This is a genomic window from Dysgonomonas sp. UBA7630 (assembly GCF_002483985.1).
GTDB lineage: Bacteria > Bacteroidota > Bacteroidia > Bacteroidales > Dysgonomonadaceae > Dysgonomonas.
Genome location: NZ_DLIY01000033.1, coordinates 12,065 through 37,914 on the forward strand (window position 1 = coordinate 12,065; position 25,850 = coordinate 37,914).

Genomic DNA, 25,850 nt, shown 5'->3' on the forward strand with positions numbered 1-25,850 from the left:
CCAATTAAATATAAGATAGATTAAGAATATGGCCCACTCGTCATTATTAGAAAGACTTGATGCACTGAATATCCGCTTTGAAGAGATAGGGAAACTTATTACAGACCCTGCCGTAATTGCTGATATGAAGAGATACGTCAAACTGAATAAAGAATATCGCGATTTAGAAAAAATAGATATAGCACGTAGAGAATACAAACAGCTACTAGCCACGATAGATGAAGCAAAAGGTATCCTTGAAAACGAAGATGACTCTGAATTAAGAGAAATTGCAAAAGAGGAAATGGATGCCGCTAATGAACGTATGCCTAAGTTGGAAGAAGAAATAAAGTTTCTTTTAGTTCCGGCTGATCCTCAAGATAGCAAAAATGCAATCATGGAAATACGTGGAGGAACAGGAGGTGACGAAGCCGCTATTTTTGCAGGAGACCTTTATCGTATGTATCAGAAATACTGTGAAGTAAAAGGCTGGAAAACAGAGATTACAAGCGTTACCGAGGGAACTTCCGGGGGATTCAAAGAAATTATATTTACTGTAACTGGCGAAGGCGTATACGGCATTCTAAAATACGAATCAGGAGTGCATCGCGTTCAACGTGTCCCTGCAACCGAAACTCAAGGACGTGTACATACCTCTGCTGCCACTGTTGCCGTATTACCCGAAGCCGAGGAGGTTGACGTGGAGATAAACCCTGCTGATGTTGAAATGCAGACTGCCCGTTCGAGTGGTGCGGGAGGACAGAATGTAAATAAGGTTGAAACCAAAGTACAGCTAACGCACAAGCCGTCAGGTCTGGTCGTTGTATGCCAGCAATCAAGATCTCAATTAGCCAATAGAGAGCTTGCTATGCAAATGTTGAGAACAAAGCTTTATGATATAGAGCTATCTAAATATATGGATGCAATAGCTTCGAAACGTAAGACAATGGTATCGACAGGCGACCGCTCGGCTAAGATTAGAACATACAATTATCCGCAAGGAAGAATGACTGATCACAGAATCAATCTAACCTTATATAACTTATCTGCAGTAATGGATGGAGAAATCCAGCCAATTATAGACCAATTGATAATTGCGGAAAATACCGAAAGACTTAAAGAAAGCGAAATGTAAAAAATAAAAAGGATTAGAAATAAGACAAAAGCGACTCTAATTTTGAAGATACAAATATGACAAAGCAAGAATTATTTGAGAATATTAAAAGAAAAAAATCTTTCCTCTGCGTGGGGTTAGATACCGATATAAATAAAATCCCTTCTTTTTTATTAGATGAAGAAGATCCTATCTATGCTTTCAATACAGCAATAATAGATGCGACTGCAAAATATTGTGTTGCATACAAACCCAATACTGCATTCTACGAAAGCCAGGGTGTAAAAGGGATCGTGGCTTTACACAAAACGATAGAATATATTCGTCTGAGATACCCCGATCAATTTATTATACTAGATGCTAAGCGAGGAGACATCGGTAATACATCGGAGATGTACGCCATGTCTGCATTCGAAGACCTGAAAGCCAGTGCTATCACCGTAGCTCCTTATATGGGAGAAGATAGCGTGAAGCCTTTTATTAAATATGCTAATAAATGGGTTATCCTATTAGCCCTTACTTCTAATAAGGGTTCTTATGACTTCCAGTTGACAGAAGATAAGAACGGCGAGCGTCTTTTCGAAAAGGTACTCAAAAAATCTCAGGAATGGGCTACAGAGGAGCAATTGATGTATGTAGTAGGAGCTACACAAGGAGAAATGTTTGCTGATATTCGCAAATATGCGCCAAATCATTTTTTACTGNNTGGAAGCCTTGCCGATGTCGTAAAGTATGGGATGAATTCGCAATGTGGATTACTTGTAAATTCTTCTCGTGCGATAATTTATGCAGACAGCTCTGTAAACTTTGCTTTTGCAGCGACAGCCGAAGCAAAAAAAATACAAGAAGAAATGGCTACATACTTAGCGAATTTAACTTGATCATTTTTCACCCGTCGATATTAAATCCTTTCTAGTTTTTATTTTAAAGAAACAAGGATTGTAATATTAGACATACAAATAAAAGAACTCCGAAGTTGTTTACAGGAACGACTTCGGAGTTTTTCTATTAATATATTCAAGACATAATTGAACAAAAAAATAAGTCAATTATAAAATTAATAATCCGCAAGTAAAAATATTATGTTTTTTTATAAAAAAGATACAACTTTTTTATTCCTTTGTAGCAAATTTCAATAAATGAAATTCAGAATAATTGAAGACCAGCTCATATAATATTCATTTTAATATTTTCAGCACGTTAACCTAAACAGGCAGATAGATGAAATCGCCTTTAAAGGGGTAGATAACAATGAAATTTACCTTTATATTCTGTAAGAAATAATTAATAAATACTTAATATAATATTGTCTATCTCTTTTGGCTTAACATCTATTTTTGCCTCTGCAATTTGAGATAATTTAAATATAAAGCAAAATTTATGTTAAAGAAGTATTTATTTAAAATTTTCATGTTTCTTACTTTTATGTCCATTTCCTCGCAGAGCGTATGGGCACAAAGTACGCAAGTAAAAGGAACTGTATCCTCAGAAGGATTACCCTTAGTGGGTGTAAGTGTGTCTGTAAAAGGGACAACCATAGGTACAATTACAGACTTGGATGGGAAGTATACATTAGACGTTCCTAACAAACAGTCTATTATACGCTATTCATTCATTGGATATGAAACAGTGGAGCGTGTTGCCGATGCAGGAATTATTGACGTAACGCTTACTGAAAATGCCCAATCGCTAGATCAGGTTGTAGTACTAGGTTATGGAAGCAATGCCCGCAAACAGGATTTGTCTGCTGCAGTAGGTGTTATAAGCAATGCCGATGAATTAACCGTTCGTCCCGTAAGCTCTACCGAAAATATGCTTCAAGGACAGTTGGCCGGCGTAACCGTTAGCTCTAATGGTGGAGACCCTACTACTACTCCCAATATTGTTATTCGTGGACAAGGATCTCAAAATGGGGACAACGTACTTTGGGTGGTCGATGGCGTTCCGGGAATGCCTATTGCATCAATGAATGACATTGAATCTATTGTTGTGCTTAAGGATGCTGCATCAGCTGCCATTTACGGAGCTCAATCGGGAGCAGGTGGAGTGGTTTTGGTTACCACAAAAAAAGCAAAGAAAGGTGAACCATCCCTTTCGTATGAAGGTATATTCGGTACACGTCAGGCTACTAATCTCCTTCAATCTTTAACGGCAGAACAGCAAATAGAAATGCGTAAAACCTCTTACAGTAATGCAGGTCTCACATTACCTATTGGTTGGGATATTAGCCGCAACCCATATGTAGGGACCACACGAACCGATTGGATGGATGAAATTTTTAGAACAGCCTCATACCAACGTCACAATGTAGCATTGAATGTAGGAACGGAAAGCTTTAAAAACCGTATATCATTTTCTTATGACAACGATCAGGGAACATTGATCAATACTTTCAATAAGTCAATAAACCTACGCTACAATGCAAGTATGAAGCTGAATAAGTGGGTAACAATTTCTGAAGATTTTGTATGGAAAAATACACAAAGCCGAGGAATTGATACAGGAAGTGCTTATTCGGGAGCTATTCTTTCCGCTCTGTATATGCCTCGTAGTGCTACAGTATACAATCCTTTAGACGGATCTTATGGAGGAGTAACTACTGAAGATCCTGCATATATTGCAAAATATGGTTCAAACTTTGCTGATATTCATGGAGATGCTATTAACCCTGTTCGCTTACTCCTTGCAGATAATAATTACAATAAAACAAGCAATACATGGACAAATACAACTCTTGAGATTGCTAACATAATAGATGGTCTTAAGTTTACCAGCCGTTTTTCTTATAATTTAGCAAGCAATTACTATAAGAATTTCACACCTATCCGTGATGAAGTAGGTAAACCAAACATGTCAAATACCCTGAACGAATCTACTTATCGCTCAGATCAGTGGAAAACCGAAAACACTCTGACTTATGACGGAATATTTGGCAAACATTCGGTAAGCGGACTCCTGTCTACTACTGCTGATCACTACGAACAACGAGGATTGAGTGTAACAGGAACAGATTTTGCCGACGAATCAGTTTTTTTACAATATCTGGCTTATGCAGGGTCTACAACAGCCCAGGACTATCTTAGTGGCCCCGATGCAAATGTTTCGCTAATAGCACGGTTGGCTTATTCTTACGACGACAGATACTTCATCACCGGATCGTGGCGTCGCGACTATGCCGGACGTTTACCTAAAGAAAATAATTATGGTGATTTTCCTGCAACTACACTAGCATGGAAAATTTCGAGCGAAAAGTTCTTTAAGAAAACAGACCTATTGAGCCTACTCAAAGTACGTGCATCATGGGGACGTGTAGGTAATCTCGCATCAATAGGCAGGAATTACAAATCACTGATCCTCACTAAAGAAGAAAATACAGGTAACAATTCAGGTCAATACGGTGTTCCGTCAGGAGGCAAATGGGGTACAAGTATTTACAAGAACCTGGCTATTAATCCGGATCTGACATGGGAAACTTCGGAACAAACCGACTTTGGTCTAGACGTAAGTATGTTTAGAGATCGCTTAGCCCTATCACTCGATTATTTTGACAAAAGAACCTTCAACCTAATACAGCGTAAAACTTTGGATTGGCCAACGACAATAGGACTAAATCCCATGTGGATTAATCAGGGTGAAGTGCGCAACAGGGGATTTGAAGTACAGGCCAACTGGTCAGACCGTATCAACAAAGACATGTCTTATTATGTTTCAGGGAACTTCTCTACCTTGAGAAACTGGGTATCTGATATCGGTGTAAAAAATGCAGATGGCACACCGGGTGTATGGACTGATGATACATCATTCAGAAACCTTCCTTACCTGTATCAAACTGCACAAGGACAGCCTTTGAATTCTTATTTCTTAATAAAGACAGACGGAATTTTCCAAAGCGATGCAGAAGCTGCTGCGTATGTAGATAAAGACGGAAAACGTATTCAACCAAATGCTGTAGCGGGAGACTTGAAGTTTGTAGACTATAATAATGATGGAGTAATCAACACTGCCGACCGTCAATATTGTGGAAGTGCAATACCTAAAACAACATTTGCATTAACTCTGGGCTTCACTTACAAGAAAGTATCAATGAGTGCTATGTTCCAGGGTGTAGGAGGTGCACAATCGTTATACGTAGGTAAATATATGACTTTGAGTGATGTTGAAGGCAATTTTAACCGCTCAAACGAAATATTGAATGCATGGAGTCCGACAAATACATCATCAAATATACCACGTCTATCAAAATCAGACCCTAACGGCAACTTTGCTACTGCATCAGATTGGTATTTGGAAGATGCTTCGTATGTGCGCTTCAAAAACTTGACTATTTCTTATGACTTGAGCAGCATACTACGCAAATCATCTCACCTTGCTCAACGCAACAGCAATATGTCTGTTTATGTGAGTGGAGAGAATCTGTATACATTCACCAACTACTCAGGAATGGACCCTGAAACAGGAGGATGGGATGCAATTAAATACCCGGTATCCAGAGTTCTATCTTTAGGAGTAAAACTTACATATTAAAAGTAATATTCAATACTAATTAAATAAACCAGCAGATCATTCTAATTACAGGATCTGCATTAATAATCAACGTATATGGATAGTAAAAAAATTATAATTGCATTAGTCTTATTTGTTCTGGCTTTTAGCTCCTGCTCCGACTTTTTGGATGTTCAGTCGGAAGGGAATCCTACTACCACTTCTTACTTTAAGAACGACCAGCAGGCTATAGATGCAATAACAGCTTTATATAAACCTCTTCACAGAGAAACATCATATGGTCGTGACCTGTTTTGGGAACAAGGCGCTGCATGCGACATCGTTTGGGGACGTACACGTGGTTTTCCTACATTGGCTACTTTTGCTTATACGGGAGACGAAAGTCCTTTGAACAATAACTTCACTCTATTTTATGAAAATATTGCTTATTCCAACTGGGTAATTCAGGAGCTATTGAAAAAGCAAAAGAGTACAACCCTTAGCAGCATCGAAACCCGAAGCCTGGGAGAAGCATATTTTATGCGCGGGATGTCTCACTTCGTTATGGCGTATAGATATGGAACCAACGAACAAGGAGCACCGTTTGTTCGCTACGAAGATTTTCCGAACGGCTATGACAACTCTATTCCTCCGCAACAAGCATCTGTTGTAGATAACTACAAGTATATTATTGAGGATATGGACAAAGCGATCACTTATCTTCCAAAGTTTGAAGCATACGCAGACGAAGACAAAGGTCGTGCACATCAGGCTGCTGCCGTTGCTTACAAAGCTAAGGTTTATGCCTATTGGGCAACATGGGACGAAACTCAATGGAAGAATGTAATAGATATGGTAAATTCGTTGGAAACAAATTACGGACGTGCACTAGCACCTACATTCGCCGAAGTATTTTCTTCCGATTTCTCTAAATTCTGGAATAGTGAATATATCTGGTCTATCCCTTCGGATGGTGGAGCAAACGGTGGAGGTAGTGAGTTTCCCGGAGTTGTTCTCGAAAACAAAGGATGGGGTATCTTTAATGGTTGGGGACAAAACAAACCATCATACGATATTTACGAAGAAATGTTGAAAGATGGAGTAGGAAACGATCGTTTGAAACGTTCTATCCTTGAATATAACCAGGAGTTCCAGTTTTGGGGTACAACTCGTAAATTCTATTCAACATCAGATATAGAAGCCGGATTTATGATCAATAAATATATGGATCCGTTCAAATATGCAAATGCGTCTGAAGCCGGTTATGTGAATACAAGTGGAGACTGGCCTACTGCCCGCATCAATTTTCCACTTATCCGCTTTGCTGAAATGCTTCTATTCCGTGCCGAGGCATATCTGATGACCAATCAGGCGGATAAAGCCAAAAAGGATATTGATGCAGTACGTCAAAGATCAAATCTTGCACTTCTCGATCATACACCAACAATGGCTGATTTGTATCATGAGCGTCGTTGTGAGCTGGCCTTTGAATTCACAGACCACCTGTTCGATTTGAAACGCTGGAATCGCTCTTCGAATGCCACTATTAAGGCTTTAGCTAACAAAGAGTTAAATTCCCATCCACGGGTACGAAAGTATGCTGATCGTGCTAACCCTGAGTCGACATTTGAAATCGCAGATTATCAAGATTATAAGATAAAAAATCCATATCAAGACTATATGATGGTATTTCCTTATCCGGCAGTTCAAGTTACCAAATCAAATGGAAAGCTGACACAAAATAAAGGATATCAATGATCTTTTTGAACAAGAGCAATATTATCGACAAACAAGCTCTTCAATAATTTAACAAGCAAGGCAATACGAGAAAATATTATTTTCGACTATTGCCTTGTTTTATTTTAAATCCGAAACTTAATTCGAAGACACCCCTACTCTACGCTACCCAACTACCTTTTATAAGAACTTCAGAAGGCTCAGCAAAATCTTTATAAAATCTTTATACCTCATCTATTTTCTTTACAAAATCCTTACAACTTTCACCATAGCTTTGTATCGTAATTAAAAAGAATATAAAATATGGAAATAACTTATATCATCGGAGCAATTATAGCTATCCTCATTCTAGGATACCTTATTTATGTATTAATAAAACCCGAAAAATTTTAATGATAATTGATATGGAAATCAATGATTACATACAAATCTTCCTTTTTCTATTTTTACTTATAGCGTTGACACCTATATTGGGTTCATTTATGGCCAAAGTATTAAATGGAGAGAAGAATATATTAACTCCGATATTTAGCAAACCGGAGAAGTTAATATACAAAATATGCGGAGTAGATACAAACCTATCGATGAATTGGAAGAAATACACCATGGCATTGTTACTATTTAACTTGATAGGATTTATCTTCTTGTTCTTAGTATTAGTAACACAAAAATGGCTACCATTAAATCCTCAGCAGATAGGGAATATGAATTGGCACACAGCATTTAACACTTCGGTGAGCTTTATAACCAATACCAACTGGCAATCATATTCAGGAGAAACAGGTCTGAGCTATTTCAGCCAAATGATAGGACTTACAGTGCAAAACTTCTTAAGCGCAGCAACAGGGATTGCTGTTTTGACAGCTCTAATACGTGGAATAAAAGGGAAGACAACAGATGTACTAGGCAATTTCTGGGTAGACATCACCCGTTCTACACTCTATATCTTACTTCCTTTATCCATACTACTTGCAGTTTTATTGGCTGGACAAGGAGTAATCCAGAATTTTGATAGTTACACCCATGTCACAACCCTGCAAGGAAATACACAAGTTATACCACAAGGTCCAGCAGCATCTCAAATTGCAATCAAACAGTTGGGTACAAATGGAGGTGGCTTCTTTGGGACTAATAGTGCCCATCCGTTTGAAAACCCGACACCTTTTTCCAACTTTCTGCAACTTTTATCCATTTTGCTCATCCCTGCGGCTTTGACATACACTTACGGTAAAATGGTGAAATCACAAAAACAAGGCTGGGCGATATTTACAGCTATGTTTATTTTATTTGGAGCTGGTCTTTTTGTCTCTTTGTATTCTGAATTCCACCAATCCGAGGCATGGCACAATATCGCTTATATGGAAGGGAAAGAAACCCGCTTTGGAATAACAAATAGTGTGCTATGGTCAACAGTCACAACTGCTGCATCNNCCCATGCATGACAGCCTCACTCCTCTTTCGGGAATGGTAGCCATGATAAATATGATGTTGGGTGAAGTCGTTTATGGCGGAGCAGGTGCAGGCTTATATGGTATTGTCATATTTATTATACTCACTGTATTTATTGCAGGTCTTATGGTTGGTCGTACTCCTGAATATTTGGGTAAAAAAATAGAAGCTTTTGAAGTGAAAATGGCACTTATAGCAATACTTAGCCCTTCTATTGTTATTCTATTATTTTCAGCTATTGCATGTTCTATTCCGCAAGGACTGTCGAGCCTGAATAATGGAGGCTCACATGGATTATCAGAAATACTGTATGCCTTCACTTCTTCCGCAGGCAATAATGGTAGTGCCTTTGCAGGACTCAATGCATCTACCGTTTTCTATAATCTCCTGATAGCTTTGGGGATGCTTATCGGGCGGTTCGGTATTATTATTCCTGTGCTTGCGATAGCAGGAAGCCTTGCTCAAAAGAAAATCATCCCGGTGTCTCAAGGTACGTTTCGAACTGATAATCTATTGTTTGTAGGATTACTTATATCAATTATTATCATAGTTGGTGGTCTGACATTTTTCCCTGCTTTGTCGTTAGGGCCAATTGTAGACCATATACTAATGCAAAACGGAGTTCTATTTTAAAACGCCAAAATAATGAAAAGTCAAAATAAAAGTTTCTTAGATAAAAAAATATTGATAGAGGCTATCAAAATGTCCTTTATCAAATTAAATCCAAGTTTATTAATCAAAAATCCGGTTATTTTTATTGTTGCTATCGGGGCTTTGCTTACAACCATCATTGTTTTGGAAGGCACGATAGACGGAGTATTCTCTACTTTTAACTTACAAATAGCATTATGGCTATGGATAACCGTTTTATTCGCTAATTTCTCGGAAGCTATTGCCGAAGGGAGAGGCAAAGCTCAGGCAGAGAGTCTGAAAGCCAATCGTTCCCGGACTAAAGCCCGCCTTCTGAAAGATGGAAGGGAAGAAATTGTAGCTGCCGAAAATTTGAAAAAAGATGATGTTGTAATCTGCGAAACCGGGGATATTATTCCATCCGATGGCGAAGTCATAGAAGGAATAGCAACCGTAGATGAGTCGGCAATAACCGGAGAATCGGCTCCTGTAATCCGAGAAAGCGGAGGCGACCGAAATGCAGTGACTGGAGGAACAAAGATACTAAGCGACAAGATTATTATTAGAATAACCTCCGATGCGGGACACACATTTATCGATAGGATGATCGCATTAGTGGAAGGAGCAAAACGGCAGAAAACACCAAACGAGATTGCCTTGACTATTTTACTTTCGGGACTTTCTATTGTTTTTCTTCTTGCTGTGGCTACACTACCTTCTTTTTTCGGGTATAGTCTACACGCATCAGGACTACCGCAATCCAACAATTTGAGTTTACCTGTACTAATTGCCCTTTTGGTCTGCCTTATCCCTACGACTATCGGAGGATTGCTGAGTGCTATTGGTATCAGCGGCATGGACAGGCTTATGAAGCATAATGTAATAGCCACCAGCGGACGTGCAATAGAAGCCGCAGGTGATGTGGATGTATTGTTGCTGGATAAAACAGGAACAATCACTTTGGGAAATCGTATGGCAACCAATTTTATTCCCACCGAAGGTGTTAGCTTAAATGAAATAGCCAATGTGGCACAACTATCTTCTCTGAGCGATGAAACACCCGAGGGACGTTCGATTGTAGTTTTGGCTAAAGAAAAGTTTAATATTCGAGGGCGTGACCTTGCGGGTATAGAAGCCGAATTTATCCCTTTCACCGCACAAGCCCGAATGAGTGGTGTAGATATAACTGTTGATGGAAAGATACAAAAAATAAGAAAAGGCTCTGTAGATGCGATACGTTCTTTCGTTTTTAACAATAACGGATTCTTTCCTGAAGATATAAAACAGAAGTCTGATGAGTTGGCACAACAGGGAGCCACTCCCCTAATAGTAGCAAGAGATAACAAGGTGTTAGGTATTATACACCTGAAAGACATTGTGAAAGGGGGTATTAAAGAACGCTTTACTCAATTGCGCAGAATGGGAATAAAAACAGTGATGATTACCGGAGACAACCCGTTAACGGCCGCCGCCATTGCAGCAGAAGCCGGAGTAGATGATTTTTTGGCAGAAGCAAAACCGGAAGACAAACTTCGAAAAATAAGAGAAGAGCAATCGAGCGGTCATCTGGTGGGAATGATCGGTGATGGCACAAATGATGCTCCTGCTCTTGCCCAATCGGATGTTGGCATAGCTATGAGTAGCGGCACACAAGCGGCACGGGAAGCAGGAAATATGGTCGATCTGGATAGCAACCCGACTAAGCTGATAGAGGTGGTAGAGGTAGGGAAACAATTGCTTATGACCCGCGGTGCATTAACTACATTCAGTATAGCCAATGATGTAGCTAAATATTTTGCAATCATTCCGGCAATAGCTGTTACATTATATGCCGGAATATCAGGTAAAGGAGCTTTGTCGGTATTGAATATTATGGGTTTGTCTTCTCCCGAAAATGCAATTTTAAGTGCGATTATATTCAATGCCCTTATCATTATATTTCTGATACCTCTTGCCCTGAAAGGAGTAAAATACAGAGCTGAATCACCATCTAAATCTCTACTCCGTAATCTTTGTATTTATGGGCTTGGTGGTATTGCAACACCTTTTATTGGAATCAAACTAATAGATATGTTATTACAAATATTCTGAACAAATATGAAAAGTCAATTAATTATATCATTAAAAATATTGGGAATAATGACTCTGCTTTTAGGCGTTATCTATCCTTTGTTCATAACCGGAATTGCTCAATTGGCTTTTCCATCAAAGGCCAATGGCTCATTAGTTGAGGTCAATGGCATATTGCGAGGGAGTGAACTAATCGGTCAAAAAACAGATACAGCTATCTATTTCAATCCCCGACCATCGGCAACGGATTATAACACGCTGGCATCGGGAGGCTCGAACCTCAGCCTGACAAGTAAGAAGCTATACGAGCTTGTGCAAATACGAAAAACAGGCATCATCACAAAGAATAAATTATCTAATGAAACCATCGTCCCAGCAGATTTGTTATTCGCTTCGGCTAGTGGATTAGATCCGCATATCTCGCCCGAGGCAGCAAAGATACAAATACAACGCATATCTGAAGCCCGAGGATTTTCGGAAGGACAAAAGCAAAAACTAAATATGTTAGTAGATAAAGTGATAGAGTCACCTCAATTTGGTATATTCGGATGTAAGAGAGTAAATGTTTTTATGCTAAATTTGGAACTGGATAAGTTGAAATGAAAATGGAAGAAAATCGTCCTGATCCTGATAAGCTTTTAACTTCGATAAATCAGGAAGAGGAAATCAAGAAACGTGGGAAGTTGAAGATATTTTTCGGAATGTCTCCCGGTGTAGGCAAAACCTATTCGATGCTACAGACGGCACATATAGATTTGTCGAAAGGAGTTGATGTGGTGGTAGGATATATAGAGTCTCACAACCGACCTGAAACAAGCGCCCTATTAGAGGGGCTCGAAATTATCCCCCGTACAAAAATAGAATATAAAGGAACTTCTCTTGAGGAGATGGATTTGGATGCCATTATTTTGAGACATCCTTATCTGGTTTTGGTAGATGAGCTCGCACATACCAATGCAGAAGGAAGTCGCCATGCAAAACGTTATCAGGATATACAAGAGTTACTCGACAATGGTATAAATGTATATACTACTGTCAATATCCAACATCTGGAGAGTAGAAACGATACCGTAGCCCAGATAACTGGGGTAACCGTTAAAGAGACTATTCCGGACGAGCTGTTTGAAATGGCAGATGATGTGGAGTTGATCGACATCACTCCAAATGTTCTTCTCGACCGCTTGGCAGAAGGCAAGATATACGCCTTACCGGAATCGAAAGAAGCCGCAAAAAACTTTTTCAGGAAAGGGAATATAACAGCATTGCGTGAGATGTCGCTCCGCCTTGTTGCCGACAGGGTAGATAAACAGCTTAAATCTTACATGCAGCAGAAACAAATAGCTGGTCCGTGGAAGTCGGGGTTGCATCTGCTGGTTCTTGTAGGGCCAAGTAAATCTTCTGCCAAGCTGATACGATGGGCAAAAAATTTATCATATACGATGGGTGCAGACCTCGTCGCTTTGCATGTGGAAAACACACAGGTGCTGAATGAAGAGCAACAAGAACAATTATCTAAAAATATTGATCTTGCCCGAGAGTTTGGTGCAGAAGTAATAATAACCTCAGGAAGCGACCTCGTCTCCACGACACTGGATATTGCACATAAAGAAAACATTACGCATATTATTATTGGTAAATCGGGCAAACAGAGTTTCTTTTCATCGCTATTTTCTCGTGACAACTTTGTCAATCGGTTACTAAAAGAAAGTGGAGAAATAGACATTTACGTTATAGAACCGGGGTTTGAAGCAAAACAATATAAAAGAAAGTTAGTTTCTTATCCGGATTTTTCATCGTCATACAAACATTACATCATAGCTTTTATAGCCGTATTGGCTACTGTTTTGCTTTGCTTACCTATTGTTAGGGAGACAGGGTATCAGTCGATATCTTTTATTCTACTATTTGTAATCCTCATCCTATCCATGTTTTTCCGCTTGGGTCCTATCATGATGGCTTCGGCAGTAAGCGCCGTAGCATGGGATTTCTTTTTCATAACACCCCAATATACATTAAAGATAACTCAACCCGAGGATTTATTGGCATTCTGTATGTTCTTTGCGGTAGCATTAGTGACGGGAACACTAACAGCCAAAGTAAGGAAGCAGGAACGATTGACACGCAAGAGAGCCGAAAAAACAAACGCTTTATTTCACCTGACCAAACAACTTGTAAATGCAGAAAACACAAAAAAGATTTTAGAGGTTTCTAAAGAAGATATAAACAACTATTTTGGCGTAGATGCATATTTTCTTCTTCAAGATGGAGAAGGTAGATTAAAGAAAAAACAACAAAATGCGAAGCCGGGAGACTTTACGGAATCGGAATATAGTATTGCACAATGGGTTTTCAAACATTCGAAAAAGGCAGGAAAATACACTGACACTCTTTCTTTAAGTGAATATACTTTCTATCCTTTGAAAGGAATGAAAACGAAAGCGGGAGTTGTTGCGATAAAACCTAAAAAGAAATTTAACGGAGAGACTGAGCTATTTTGGGATACATTCCTTACACAAATATCGAATACGTTGGAGCATCATGATCTTGCTCAACAAGCAAAAAAAGCAAATCTGCTTGACGAGTCTGATAAGTTGTACAAAACACTATTCAACTCCATATCTCATGAGTTAAGGATTCCGATTGCTACAATTATGGGAGCATCGGACACTCTCCTAGCCGATTCACATCCCGAAAAAGTACGCAAGGAGCTATATAACGAAATACTCACAGCATCGGGACGGCTGAACCGTCTGGTAGAAAATCTATTGAATATATCGCGCCTCGAGACAGGAAAGATTACATTGCATACCGATTGGTGCGACATGAATGATTTGTTTAACAAAGTAACGGATAATCTACGAGACGAACTGAAACCTTACCGGTTGGATATTGTTGTACCGCAAACAATGCCTTTAGTCAAACTCGATTTCGGGCTGATGGAACAGGTATTGCATAATTTAGTATATAATTCATGTAAATACTCAACCCCGGGAACATCAATCCGCTTGAAGTCTTTCTATGATAATGAATATCTGATTATCCAGGAAATGGATCGAGGGCCAGGTTTTGCACCTGACACACTACCTTTTGTCTTCAATAAGTTCTTCAAAACAGGACATAAAACAACAGGTGGGTTAGGATTGGGGCTATCTATTGCTAAAGGATTTGTTGAAGCTCATAAAGGGACAATAAGTGTAGAAAACAGGCAGAATGGAGGGGCACGCTTCACAATAAAAATACCGACAAAAGTATCTTACATAAACGCATAAGCAGGATGAATAATACAGATACGATTCTGATTATAGACGACGAAACTCAAATACGCCGACTATTGGAAATAACTCTTTCGGCCAGCGAATACAAAACGATAGAGGCCACCACGGGTAAAGAGGGACTTCTGATGGCGGCTTCACACCAACCCTCACTTATTATCCTCGATTTGGGTTTACCTGATATCGACGGAATAGATGTATTGAAAAATCTGAGGGAGTGGTTTTATAAGCCAATAATTATTTTATCGGTACGCAATTCGGAAGAAGATATTGTACATGCTCTCGATAAGGGAGCAAATGATTACCTCTCAAAACCTTTTAGAACAGGAGAGCTGCTTGCCCGCATACGAGCATCACTAAGACAGGGGCAAATGGTAAACGAGAGTCCTGTATTTCAAATTGGAGATCTCTCTGTGGATATAGCAAACCACATTGCGAAGAAAAAAGATGAATTATTAGACCTAACACCAACAGAGTTCTCATTACTAAGTTTATTTGTTAAAAACCAAGGATGTGTGCTCACCCATCAGTATATACTCAAAGAAGTATGGGGATATGGATATGTAGAGCAAACCCAATATCTGCGTGTGTTTGTTGCCCAATTGAGAAAAAAGATAGAAGACAATCCCACTAAACCGACTCTATTAGTTACCGAATCAGGTATAGGATATCGGTTCGGGTTATAAATATAAGCCCCGCCTTTACAACTAGCACTATTCATTATTTAAATCATATTGTAAAATATCAAAATCATATTGTGTAATTTTTTGAAATTTCTATAATCTACTTTTGTGATGAATAGAAATTTTAAAACATGAATAACACTTTCAACTTTTTAGCTTTTGACTTGGGAGCAACTAGCGGACGTTCTATACTCGGAACGTTTGATAATGGAAAATTGGAATTGCGAGAGTTGACCCGGTTTGGCAATGATATATTACAGATACAAGGAAAGTACTACTGGAATATATATTCTATATACAACTCCATAAAGGAAGGCATGCGAGCAGCATCGTCTTTGGATATAGCAATTAATGCAATAGGTATAGATACATGGGGAGTCGATTTTGTCTATGTGGCCGAAGACGGAACAATATTGAGTCTTCCTCGTTCTTACCGAGATCCATATACAGAAAGAAGTCCTGAAAAATACTTCAAACTCATCCCAAAAGAAGAAGTATACAAGCTTACCGGAATACAGATCATGAACTTTAACAGTTTATTCCAACTATATGCTGCCAAGATGGAAAAATCGGCGGCATTACAATCTGCAAAAGAGATATTGTTTCTTCCCGATGCGTTATCTTATCTTTTGAGTGGGAACAAAGCCTGTGAATATACTATAGCTTCTACTTCTCAGTTTCTTAATCCGTTAACAAAAAAGATCGAGAATAAACTACTAGAAGCGATAGAAGTACATCCCTCTGTCATTCCTCCACTAATAAAACCGGGGAAAGTAGTCGGATTGCTTCGAGACTCAATAGCTAAAGAGTGTGGATTAAATACAATTCCGATAATTGCAGTAGCAGGTCATGACACTGCGTCTGCTATTGTTTCAATACCTGCAAAGAATAAGAAATTTGCATATATAAGTTCCGGCACATGGTCGTTGATGGGCATAGAAGTAGATGAGCCCATTATAAATGAGCAATCATATAAAATGAACTTTACAAACGAAGGTGGGGTTGAAGGTACAATTCGTTTTCTAAAAAACATCACAGGCATGTGGCTGCTGGAGCAATGCCGTAAAGAATGGGAACAGTTAGGACGTACCTACACTTACGATGAGATTATAAAAATGGCAAAAACAGCAAAAGGCTTTCAATGCTTTGTTGATCCGGACAATGCCGTCTTTGCCAATCCGGAGAGTATGATAGAATCTATTATAAAATTCTGTACCGAAACCGGACAAAGTGCACCAAAAGAAGATGCTGAATTTATACGTTGTATTTTTGAAAGCCTTGCTTTAAAATATAAATATGTATTAAGTTGCCTTTGCGAATTATCTCCTCACGCTATCGAAGTTTTACATATTATAGGTGGCGGCTCACAAAATAAATTATTAAACCAGTTTACAGCTAATGCAACAGGTCTTCCCATTGTAGCTGGCCCGTACGAAGCTACAGCCATAGGAAATATCATGATGCAGGCCAAAGGATTGGGCTTGGTAAAGTCTCTTAAGGAGATAAGAACTATAATCAACGAGTCATTTACCCTTGAATCTTATGAACCACAAGATACTGAATTGTGGAATAACGCTTACGAAAAATTTTTGAAATTAATAGAAAAATAAAGAAGTGACCATGAAAAAAAATGAATTAGTATTAAAGTCTTTTGAAATAGCAAAAGAACGCTATTCGGAAATAGGCGTTGATGTAGAAGCTGCACTTAAGACATTACAAGATGTTGCAATCTCTATTCACTGTTGGCAGGCTGACGATGTAACGGGGTTTGAAAATCTGACAAATGTAGGAGGCGGCGGTATTCAGGCTACGGGAAATTATCCGGGTAAAGCTCGTAATATTGACGAGTTACGTTCCGATATTGAAAAAGTGTTAACCCTAGTAGGAGGAAACCATCGTTTAAACCTACATGAGATATATGGTGAATTTGGCAATAAAGCAGTAGACAGAGATCAGGTCGAACCTTCTCATTTTAGGGGTTGGATGCAATGGGCTACAGAAAATTCTTTAAAACTGGATTTCAACTCTACCTCATTCGGCCATCCTAAAAGCGGAGATTTAACACTTGCAAATCCTGACAAAGCGATTCGCGACTTCTGGATTGAACATACAAAGCGTTGTCGTGCTGTGGCTGAGGAAATGGGTAAATTCCAAAATGATCCGTGTATCATGAACTTGTGGATACATGATGGTATGAAAGACCTGACAGTAAACCGCTACAAATATCGTCAGATATTGGAACAATCATTAGATGATATATTTGCGACAGAATATCTCAATATGAAAGATTGTCTAGAGTCTAAACTTTTTGGCATTGCACTGGAGAGTTATACAGTAGGCTCTCATGATTTCTACCTGGGTTATGGAGCAAAGAAACAAAAAATAGTAACATTGGATACAGGCCACTTCCATCTTTCCGAAAATGTGGCAGACAAAATCTCATCATTACTATTATATACTCCCGAGATAATGCTACACGTAAGTCGTCCTATTCGCTGGGATTCGGATCATGTAGTTATACTGAATGATGATGTTATCGAACTGGCAAAAGAAATTATCCGGGCAGATGCATTGAATCGTGTACATATAGGTCTCGATTTCTTCGATGCATCTATCAACCGTATAGGTGCATACGTGATCGGCATACGAGCTACACAGAAAGCTCTATTACAAGCTTTGCTTGAGCCAATAGCAACATTACGGGACTACGAAGCCAACGAACAATATTTTGAACGTCTTGCACTTCTTGAAGAAGCCAAAGCTCTGCCTTGGAATGCTGTTTGGGACTATTTCTGTCTCAAGAATAACATCGCTGTAGGAGAAAACTATATTAGGGAAGTACAACAGTATGAAAAAGATGTAACAGCTAAAAGGATATAAAAATATCTGTAAAGCGAAAAAAGCATTCTTAGTATGAATACAATAATAGGTTTGGTTATAATTGCAATAGGGAGCTTGGGGCAGTCCAGTTCTTATGTTCCGATCAATAAAGTAAAAAATTGGTCATGGGAGTGTTTTTGGCTGATACAAGGTATTTTTGCTTGGTTGGTTTTTCCTTTTGTCGGAGCACTCCTGGCAATGCCGGACGGGCTGTCCCTTTTCGATGTTTATTTACAGCAAAGCGTCGCTGTTTATAAATCTGTCGGCTATGGAATTCTTTGGGGAATTGGAGGTTTAACATTTGGCCTGAGCATGCGTTATCTGGGAATTGCGTTAGGGCAGTCTCTCGCTTTGGGTACATGTTCGGCATTCGGAACGTTAATTCCGGCTTTGCTCAAAGGGCAAGATCTGTTTAGTGGCGAAGGATTGGTTCTACTTACCGGAGTGAGTATTGCCATTGCAGGGATAGCCGTTATCGGGTATGCAGGAGCATTGAAGTCGAGCAACATGAGTGAGGTTGAAAAGAAAAAGGCTGTAAAAGATTTTGCCTTAAAGAAAGGCTTACTCATTGCAATATTAGCCGGAGTAATGAGTGCCTGCTTCAATCTTGGTCTCGAAGCCGGAGCACCTATTAAGGCTCACATCCTCTCATTGGGCTCAGAAAGCTTGTTGACTTTGAACCCCATTATATTCCTTGTCACTATTGGAGGATTTGTTACAAATGCATGCTACTGCTTGTTTCAAAACTATAAGAATAAGAGTTTCAAAGATTATACGACAATCACAGCATCCAACTGGATTAACAACCTAATATTCTGCGATTTGGCAGGGCTATTATGGTATTCTCAGTTTTTCGGATTAGGAGTAGGGCAAAGCTTCTTCGAGCCGGGAAGTGTTATGATGGCTTTTTCGTGGAGCATCCTGATGTCACGNNCTTGTTTAGTAATATTTGGGGTATCATACTCAAAGAATGGCAAGGTGTAAAGAAAAAGACGATTGTAATACTTGTAACAGGATTAGCAATTTTGATATTTTCGATAATTTATCCACAACTTTAAATAATAGAAAATGATTTTTAATATTAACGATAAGCTGAAAGAACAGCTTGATGAAGTAGCCGAAATTGCGGGTTATCTGTGGCAAAAAGGATGGGCAGAACGCAATGCCGGAAATATTTCAATAAATATAACTGATATTGTCGGAGATGAAAACAAAGACATACCCCCTTTGTCAAGTTTTCAGCTTCCTAAGAATATGATAGAATTGTCCGGTGACTTTTTCTACGTAACCGGAACAGGAAAACGAATGCGAGATGTGGCAAAAGACCCTTTAAAAAATGGCTCTATCGTGAGAGTTTCCAAAGATGGCAACTCTTATGATGTTATCGCAGTAGAAAACGTAAAGCCAACATCTGAATTAGCCTCACATTTTTCTATTTTATCTTCATTCAAGAAAAAAGGATCAAAAAACAGGCTGGTATTACATACTCATCCAACAGATCTTATTGCATTATCCCATATTCCTGAGCTGAAAAGCAGCGAGGCTTTGAACGATCTATTATGGGGAATGCACCCTGAAACGTTTATCGTTGTACCTCGAGGTATAGGTCTTGTGCCTTACGAAGTGCCCGGAACTACAGCTATAGCGCAAATAACACTTCCGGTACTCGATAAACATGATATTGTAATTTGGGAAAAGCATGGAGTATTTGCCGTGGGTGAGAATCTGACAGATACGTTCGATTTGATCGACACACTTTCTAAGTCGGCGCAGATATATGCATTTGCCAAAACTTGCGGATACACACCTGAGGGATTAACCAAAGAACAAATAAAAGGTCTGATAGAACCTTTTAATATACAGATTTGATACAGCTATAAGACTAATAATGAATCCATCCGGATTTTCTTACATAACAATATGAAAAAGAAAAATCTGGATGGATTCTATTTTAAGGGATAAAAAAATGATACAAAGATTATTATGACAGGCCGAAGGCTAAAACCCATTATTCGTTTTATCTTCCCATACTCCCTGAGTAAATCTTCTATGCTCTAAAGGAGTAATATTTGTTTTCTTTTTGAATGCAGTAAAAAAATACTCTTGATTTTCAAATCCCATCAGATAAGCAATTTCTTTCACAGGAATGGCGGTATTGGTCAATAGCTCTTTCGACTTTTGTATTTTTAGTTCCTGAATATATTGCAAAGGTGCAAATCCGGTGTATTCTTTAAAAACCTTACGAAAGCTGGAATAGCTCATATTCAATTCGTTTGCAATATCCTTCGGTTTTATATCTCTGAAATTTTCAAGAATCAGTATTTTTGCTTTGTTTACGTGATTTATAACTTCGGAACCTTCATAGGAATAATTCTTATCTAAAGAATATGCCAACCCTAACAAGTGATTGACTATTCCGGCCAACATTTGTTGAAACCCTGATTTTTGTTCTGCTGCTATTTCAATTGCCTGTTTGTATAAAGCTACGATCTGATCGTTTAACCCGACCTGAAAAATTGGTTTCTTTTGATTGAAAAATCCATTGGCAACCCTATTATCAATATTTATTCCGTTAAAACCAATCCAATATTCATCCCAACCGATGTTTTTGTCCGGCATATAATTATGCCACTCTCCGGGAAACAGTAAAAATATAGTTCCGTCCTTTACCGATTGGAATCTTTTTGTTTCGATGCTATTAGAAATAAATTTTCCACTCCCTTTTGTTATATATAATAACTGATATTCATCCAGAATACGCCCCCTTTCTGTTGAGAACAAGTAGCGTGTAGGATGATTTCTTGGAGGATATACCGTCTGAGGCGTAATAGACTGATATCCCACAGAATTAATTGTCAAGCCCCAAAGCTGGTCGCTTTCATTCACTATTAAATATTTCAGATGAATTGAATTTTTCATGTAATATCAAAAAAGAATAAGGCAAAGATTATGAGTACAAATTAAAAGCAAAACATTTAGATTGAGGCACATTTGAGTATGAATAATGGTAAAAATATCATTTCTTACAATCTATATATCAATTTGTCTAATGTATCAGAGACCCATGTATATAAATAAACCCTAAAAGTTGTCAACTTTTAGGGTTCTCTCAAATAATAGTGGTTTTTCAATTTACATTCAATTGCGCCTTAAATATTAACCTCCAACAACGGGCTGTTCCACCCTTTAATATCCAACTTTATATTATTGTTACTAATAGTACCTTTATTTACCTTACATTCCAGGATTTTCTTTTGTCCGGGTAATATACTTATATAATTGTCGGACCAGAAAGCAGGGGTAATCATCTCTCCTCTGTTATCCTTTAATTTCAGATTTACCATAAATGCTATTTTATCTGATGGGTTTTTTATCTCTACAGTATAAATTATATTATCCTGCTCTGCCTTTTTGTTTGTCTGAATATCTAACTCAACTGTTTTTAAAGTAGATAAACTCTTGAAATCCGCATAACTTTTAGCAGGAGTATGCACCCAGTCGGTTTTATCCCACAAATATTCATCTGGCTTAGAAGATAAACAATAGAAATTATCAGCGACCACCTCACCTTGCTGATTGAATATTTCTAAAGCAAGAAATATATTTTCTTTTAGAGGTGCTAGTTGTAAAATATTGACAGATGTATTTGTTCTGATATCTAATAGTATTTCTTTTTTCTCTTTTACGGTAGAGTTTATATCAAAAACCTGTACAATAGCCTTGTAACCGCTTATGTCTTTTAGCTGTTCATTAACGGCATATATACTATTATTTCCATAATTATAGATTAGCTGAAGCGGTAGATTCGCCTTCTTCACAGAATAATAAGCAGCCGTAGGCACTTTGTAATAATCGTACATTTGCCAATACAAAGATGGCCATGCTGAGTTTAACATCCATTGAACAATACCTGTGGTTTTGCCTATATTTACTCTAAATGCTTCAAACATAGCTCGAGTGCCATCGTAATTGACAAGATCAGCCTTCATTAGATAATCTTCCAGATTTTTAGCCTGTCCGTATTTATTATTTATAACAGTTGTCAGTTCTTTCAACGAGTTCATTGCAGCTGTAGAGGTCGTACAATGGAAATTCCAAGTATCATTTAGCGGCCACATTTTATCTTCAGGTATAAATTTCTTGATCGATTCTAAAACCGGAAGTTGTGCTCCTATTCCTGTTTCGGTATTGTAGCCAAATGCACCACCATAAAGAGTATCAATATACCAATAGTTTGGTCCTACATACTCATAAGGCCCCGCCATTTTAGTTCCTGTTTTACCCGACAGTTCACTAGTCCTCTCTTTTGCAGCACCTACATAGATTCTGTTATCTGACTCTTTTAAGAATGCCAAATATTTCTCTTCCAATTTTGGGGTCGGAAGCATATCACTTCCAGGCATCCAAGATATAATACTCGGATGATTGCGCAACCATAGCACTTGTGTGGAGAAAGATTCTGCAATAAGATCAATTTCTTTATCGGTGAGTATACAACCATACATTTCATCACATGGTTTTCCAAAATATGCCTCCCACTCCCATTGGCAACTCCAACCTACAACAGCCATTATTCCGTATTTATCACACAAATCATATATATTAGAGCTTGTAGCCCAAAAACTTTCGAAGCGAATCATGTTCATATTCATGTCTTTGACATACTGCACCTGTATTTCGTTGCTCTCAGGAGTATCGCGCAGAAATATATCGTCTGTCCATCCGGCTGCTTTTAGCAAAACGTTCTTTCCGTTTAGTTTAAAACCTCTATATCCTTCTTTTGTCAGATAAGATTCTATTTGACGTATACCAAAGGTTATATCTTCTCTGTCTGATACAGTATTATCTGTTTTAAATTTTAAGTCCAGATTGTAAAGTTCGGGGCTACCCATATTATTGCACCACCAAAGTCGAGGATTTTTGATGTGTAATATTGCCGCCTCAACCGATGTTATCTTTACTTTTTTCTTTTCGTAAGGAGCCAAAGTAACCGAATAAGAAAATTCTTTCGATTCTATTTCTCCCACCAAATCTCCTGAAATTTCCTGATCTGTAAGATTTTCAACTTCAGTTTCTATTGTAAGCCACGCTTCCTCTAACGTTTCAGTATTTACTTCAGGTTTCACATATGTATTATTCAATCTTACATTACCTGTTATAGATAAATATACATCTCTGTATATTCCCATACTTTCGTCAGCCGGGCGAGGATTCCAATCGGCAAATCCTGTATTAGGATCTCCGGGGCGGGCTCTAAAAACTTCTACAGCTAAAACATTATTATCTGATTTTACATGTGGGGTTACATCAAAAGAGAAATGACGGTATGTTCCATATATAGAATCTTTTGAGGCTATTAATTCTCCATTCAACCAAATATTTGCATAATATGATATTCCATCGAAACAAAGAGATACATGCTGATTATTATTCAACTCAGGCAATGCAAATTCATTACGATACCAGAACGGTTTATCAAACTGGATTTTATCTATATCTTTAATATTTGTTCCTACAAAAATATCAGGAAAAACTCCATTTGTAGTAAGAACACCCATCACTGTAGATGGAACTGTTGCTCTATACCAATTCTCTATCGACTGTTGAGAACTAGATACAAAGTGTCCTTTACCTTCTATGCTATCAGACGATTGAATATACCAGTTAGTAGCTAGATTAATTTTTTGATGTATATTCTCCTCTTGTTCACGGCAAGAGTTTACCGAAAAAAGAAGACATAATAAAATAAATACTGATAATAGTTTTTTGTAAATCATGGCATTTGACTTGAGTAATTTATCTGTTTTTCTTAGTAGATGAAAATATACAGAAAATTGTAAATATGGAGAAAGAGAATGCAAGATATAATCTTGCATTCTTCTATCCCCAAAAACATTAAAATTGATTAGAAATTGGCTTTGTTCACATCCCACCAAATACGAGTTATAGGCAAATCTGGACCTCCTAATTTTTTAATTGCATCAGCAACTCCCTCTGCATTACCACTTACTTCTGATTCAGAGAATTCAACTCTACGGAATCCCGTTTCTGTTGGAACAGCACCTCCGCTCGTATTATTAGTAATAGGGAATAATTTAGGATAGCCTGTGCGGCGATATTCAGCCCAAGCATTATATCCCTCAGGAAATCCGGCAATCCATTTTTGAGTAATAATTTTTTCTAGTTTAATCTCATTACTTGCAGCATCATCCCATTTTGGAGAAACTTTAGATACTGCGGGGCTACTTTCTGTAGCAGGTTGTAATTGATCTGTAAACGCTGCCGGAAGCTTATCACTATTGAAGTAATCGCTAAGAGAAACTTTCCATTGACTGAAAGATTTTGTTATTCCTGATTCATAATAAGACTTGGCTGTACCACCTCCCATATTCCATCCTCTCAAGACACCCTCTGCGCGAAGAAAATCTGCTTCTGCAGCAACCAGCAATATTGCAGGCATAGAGTTATCATTCATATGAATAGGAGGAGAAATCTTATAAAGCAATGGATCTCCACCAGGCACATACTTGTTTTCTGCCAAATTATGAATTCCCTGACGCATTCCTTTTATTTGACCAATATGTTCTCCTGCATTTACGGGTAAAGCATAGGCTTGTAAACGAGGGTCTTGATATCCAGATAAAATTGATTCGACATTAGCACTTATAGAGGTATCTCCCCATTTAGCAATTGCTGTAAGTGGATGAAAATATCCTTTTCCACTAATAGTAAAATTACCACTATTATCTTCTATCAAACCATATGCAGCTTTTATAGCTTTCTCGGCTTCTGTTTTAGCTAAATTGGGATCAGCTTTAACAATACGCATAGCTAAACGAAGATGTAATGTATTGGCATATTGTATCCATTTAACATAATCTCCTCCGTATGCCATATCAAATTTAGCAAAAGGTTTTGCATTACGAGTCTCTTCTGCATTTACATATTCATTAAGTACTTGAACAGCTGTATCTAGATCTTTAAAGAAATTCTTATACAATTCTTCAACAGAATCATATGTACCTCCTGTTTTTGAATCTCCATAAGTAGAGTAGATAACAGGCCCATATATATCAGATAAACGAGCCAATGCTGTTACTTTTAGTATTTTGTTGATAGCATCAAAATGTCCATAAAAGTCATAATCTTTCTCCGACTCTTTTTTAACAATAAGCGTACTGGGCATCATATAAGCATATGTATAATCCCAAGCAGGATCACTCCATCCTGGCTTATAGGAATATGTTCTGTTATCACTTGTAACACCACCAAAGGCTGTTGCCGGGCATAGATAGCCAGAAAATATATCCGCGTTTAGATTTTGCATTACCTGAAAAGTCCAGTCTGTACCCCATCCCCAATTAAAATTGCAATATATCATTTGCTGCATTCCCGGAAAATAAGCCCCTATCTGGTTAAAATCATAAGAAAGTTGCTCTTCATCTATCCCTATCTTATTTTTATTGAGGTCTTCAAAACTATCAGTACAAGAAGTGATTAATCCCAATAATAAAAATCCGACAATTGTATGTTTTAATATCTTTTTCATATTTT

Annotated in this window: 17 protein-coding genes and 1 pseudogene; 15 read left to right on the forward strand and 3 right to left on the reverse strand. The window is 38.1% G+C overall.

Features of this window, described 5'->3' with window-relative positions; genetic code table 11:
* Positions 1-28: 28 nt before the first annotated feature.
* From prfA to rhaD, 15 genes and pseudogenes are all read left to right on the forward strand, one after another.
* A complete protein-coding gene (gene prfA, locus B3P17_RS13075) occupies positions 29-1,114 on the forward strand; it encodes a peptide chain release factor 1 (protein ID WP_252639141.1) in 1,086 nt (361 codons plus the stop codon).
* A 56-nt stretch (positions 1,115-1,170) separates the two neighbouring features.
* Positions 1,171-1,974 (forward strand): orotidine-5'-phosphate decarboxylase, encoded by an 804-nt coding sequence (gene pyrF, locus B3P17_RS13080; RefSeq protein ID WP_291105797.1) that lies wholly within the window; start codon positions 1,171-1,173, stop codon positions 1,972-1,974.
* 499 nt (positions 1,975-2,473) lie between these two features.
* Positions 2,474-5,617 carry a SusC/RagA family TonB-linked outer membrane protein gene (locus tag B3P17_RS13085; RefSeq protein ID WP_409517030.1) on the forward strand — a complete coding sequence of 1,048 codons (3,144 nt, stop codon included), beginning with the start codon at positions 2,474-2,476 and terminating at the stop codon, positions 5,615-5,617.
* A gap of 75 nt (positions 5,618-5,692) precedes the next feature.
* The gene (locus B3P17_RS13090) at positions 5,693-7,333 is read left to right on the forward strand and encodes a RagB/SusD family nutrient uptake outer membrane protein (protein WP_252639137.1); all 1,641 of its coding nucleotides are present in this window, start codon (positions 5,693-5,695) and stop codon (positions 7,331-7,333) included.
* A 282-nt stretch (positions 7,334-7,615) separates the two neighbouring features.
* A complete protein-coding gene (gene kdpF / locus B3P17_RS13095; protein WP_006844131.1) occupies positions 7,616-7,705 on the forward strand; it encodes a K(+)-transporting ATPase subunit F in 90 nt (29 codons plus the stop codon).
* 11 nt (positions 7,706-7,716) lie between these two features.
* On the forward strand, positions 7,717-8,754 hold the full coding sequence (gene kdpA, locus B3P17_RS13100; RefSeq protein ID WP_291105799.1) for a potassium-transporting ATPase subunit KdpA: 1,038 nt from the start codon (positions 7,717-7,719) through the stop codon (positions 8,752-8,754).
* Entirely contained in the window at positions 8,747-9,394 is a 648-nt protein-coding gene (locus B3P17_RS13105) for a potassium-transporting ATPase subunit KdpA (RefSeq protein ID WP_291105801.1), read from the forward strand. The genes kdpA and B3P17_RS13105 overlap by 8 nt, the downstream gene beginning before the upstream one ends.
* A gap of 12 nt (positions 9,395-9,406) precedes the next feature.
* Positions 9,407-11,482 (forward strand): potassium-transporting ATPase subunit KdpB, encoded by a 2,076-nt coding sequence (gene kdpB, locus B3P17_RS13110; protein ID WP_252639133.1) that lies wholly within the window; start codon positions 9,407-9,409, stop codon positions 11,480-11,482.
* Positions 11,483-11,488: 6 nt separating this feature from the next.
* Positions 11,489-12,064: a potassium-transporting ATPase subunit KdpC gene (kdpC, locus tag B3P17_RS13115; protein ID WP_252639132.1), complete on the forward strand. Its 576-nt coding sequence runs from the start codon at positions 11,489-11,491 to the stop codon at positions 12,062-12,064.
* On the forward strand, positions 12,061-14,730 hold the full coding sequence (locus B3P17_RS13120; protein WP_252639131.1) for a sensor histidine kinase: 2,670 nt from the start codon (positions 12,061-12,063) through the stop codon (positions 14,728-14,730). The genes kdpC and B3P17_RS13120 overlap by 4 nt, the downstream gene beginning before the upstream one ends.
* Before the next feature lie 5 nt (positions 14,731-14,735).
* Positions 14,736-15,419 (forward strand): response regulator, encoded by a 684-nt coding sequence (locus B3P17_RS13125; RefSeq protein ID WP_252639126.1) that lies wholly within the window; start codon positions 14,736-14,738, stop codon positions 15,417-15,419.
* 128 nt (positions 15,420-15,547) lie between these two features.
* A complete protein-coding gene (locus tag B3P17_RS13130; RefSeq protein WP_252639120.1) occupies positions 15,548-17,026 on the forward strand; it encodes a rhamnulokinase in 1,479 nt (492 codons plus the stop codon).
* Between the two features lie 10 nt (positions 17,027-17,036).
* Positions 17,037-18,296 (forward strand): L-rhamnose isomerase, encoded by a 1,260-nt coding sequence (locus B3P17_RS13135; protein WP_252639115.1) that lies wholly within the window; start codon positions 17,037-17,039, stop codon positions 18,294-18,296.
* A 33-nt stretch (positions 18,297-18,329) separates the two neighbouring features.
* Positions 18,330-19,354: pseudogene (rhaT, locus tag B3P17_RS13140) on the forward strand (L-rhamnose/proton symporter RhaT).
* A gap of 10 nt (positions 19,355-19,364) precedes the next feature.
* Positions 19,365-20,165: a rhamnulose-1-phosphate aldolase gene (rhaD, locus tag B3P17_RS13145; RefSeq protein ID WP_252639113.1), complete on the forward strand. Its 801-nt coding sequence runs from the start codon at positions 19,365-19,367 to the stop codon at positions 20,163-20,165.
* 129 nt (positions 20,166-20,294) lie between these two features.
* Here rhaD and B3P17_RS13150 read toward each other — a convergent pair whose 3' ends face one another.
* From B3P17_RS13150 to B3P17_RS13160, 3 genes are all read right to left on the reverse strand, one after another.
* Complete coding sequence (locus tag B3P17_RS13150) at positions 20,295-21,215, reverse strand: AraC family transcriptional regulator (RefSeq protein ID WP_252639112.1); 921 nt, start codon at positions 21,213-21,215, stop codon at positions 20,295-20,297.
* Positions 21,216-21,445: 230 nt separating this feature from the next.
* Entirely contained in the window at positions 21,446-24,073 is a 2,628-nt protein-coding gene (locus B3P17_RS13155) for a glycoside hydrolase family 2 protein (RefSeq protein ID WP_252639111.1), read from the reverse strand.
* Between the two features lie 128 nt (positions 24,074-24,201).
* Entirely contained in the window at positions 24,202-25,845 is a 1,644-nt protein-coding gene (locus B3P17_RS13160; RefSeq protein WP_252639110.1) for a RagB/SusD family nutrient uptake outer membrane protein, read from the reverse strand.
* Between the last annotated feature and the right edge of the window lie 5 nt (positions 25,846-25,850).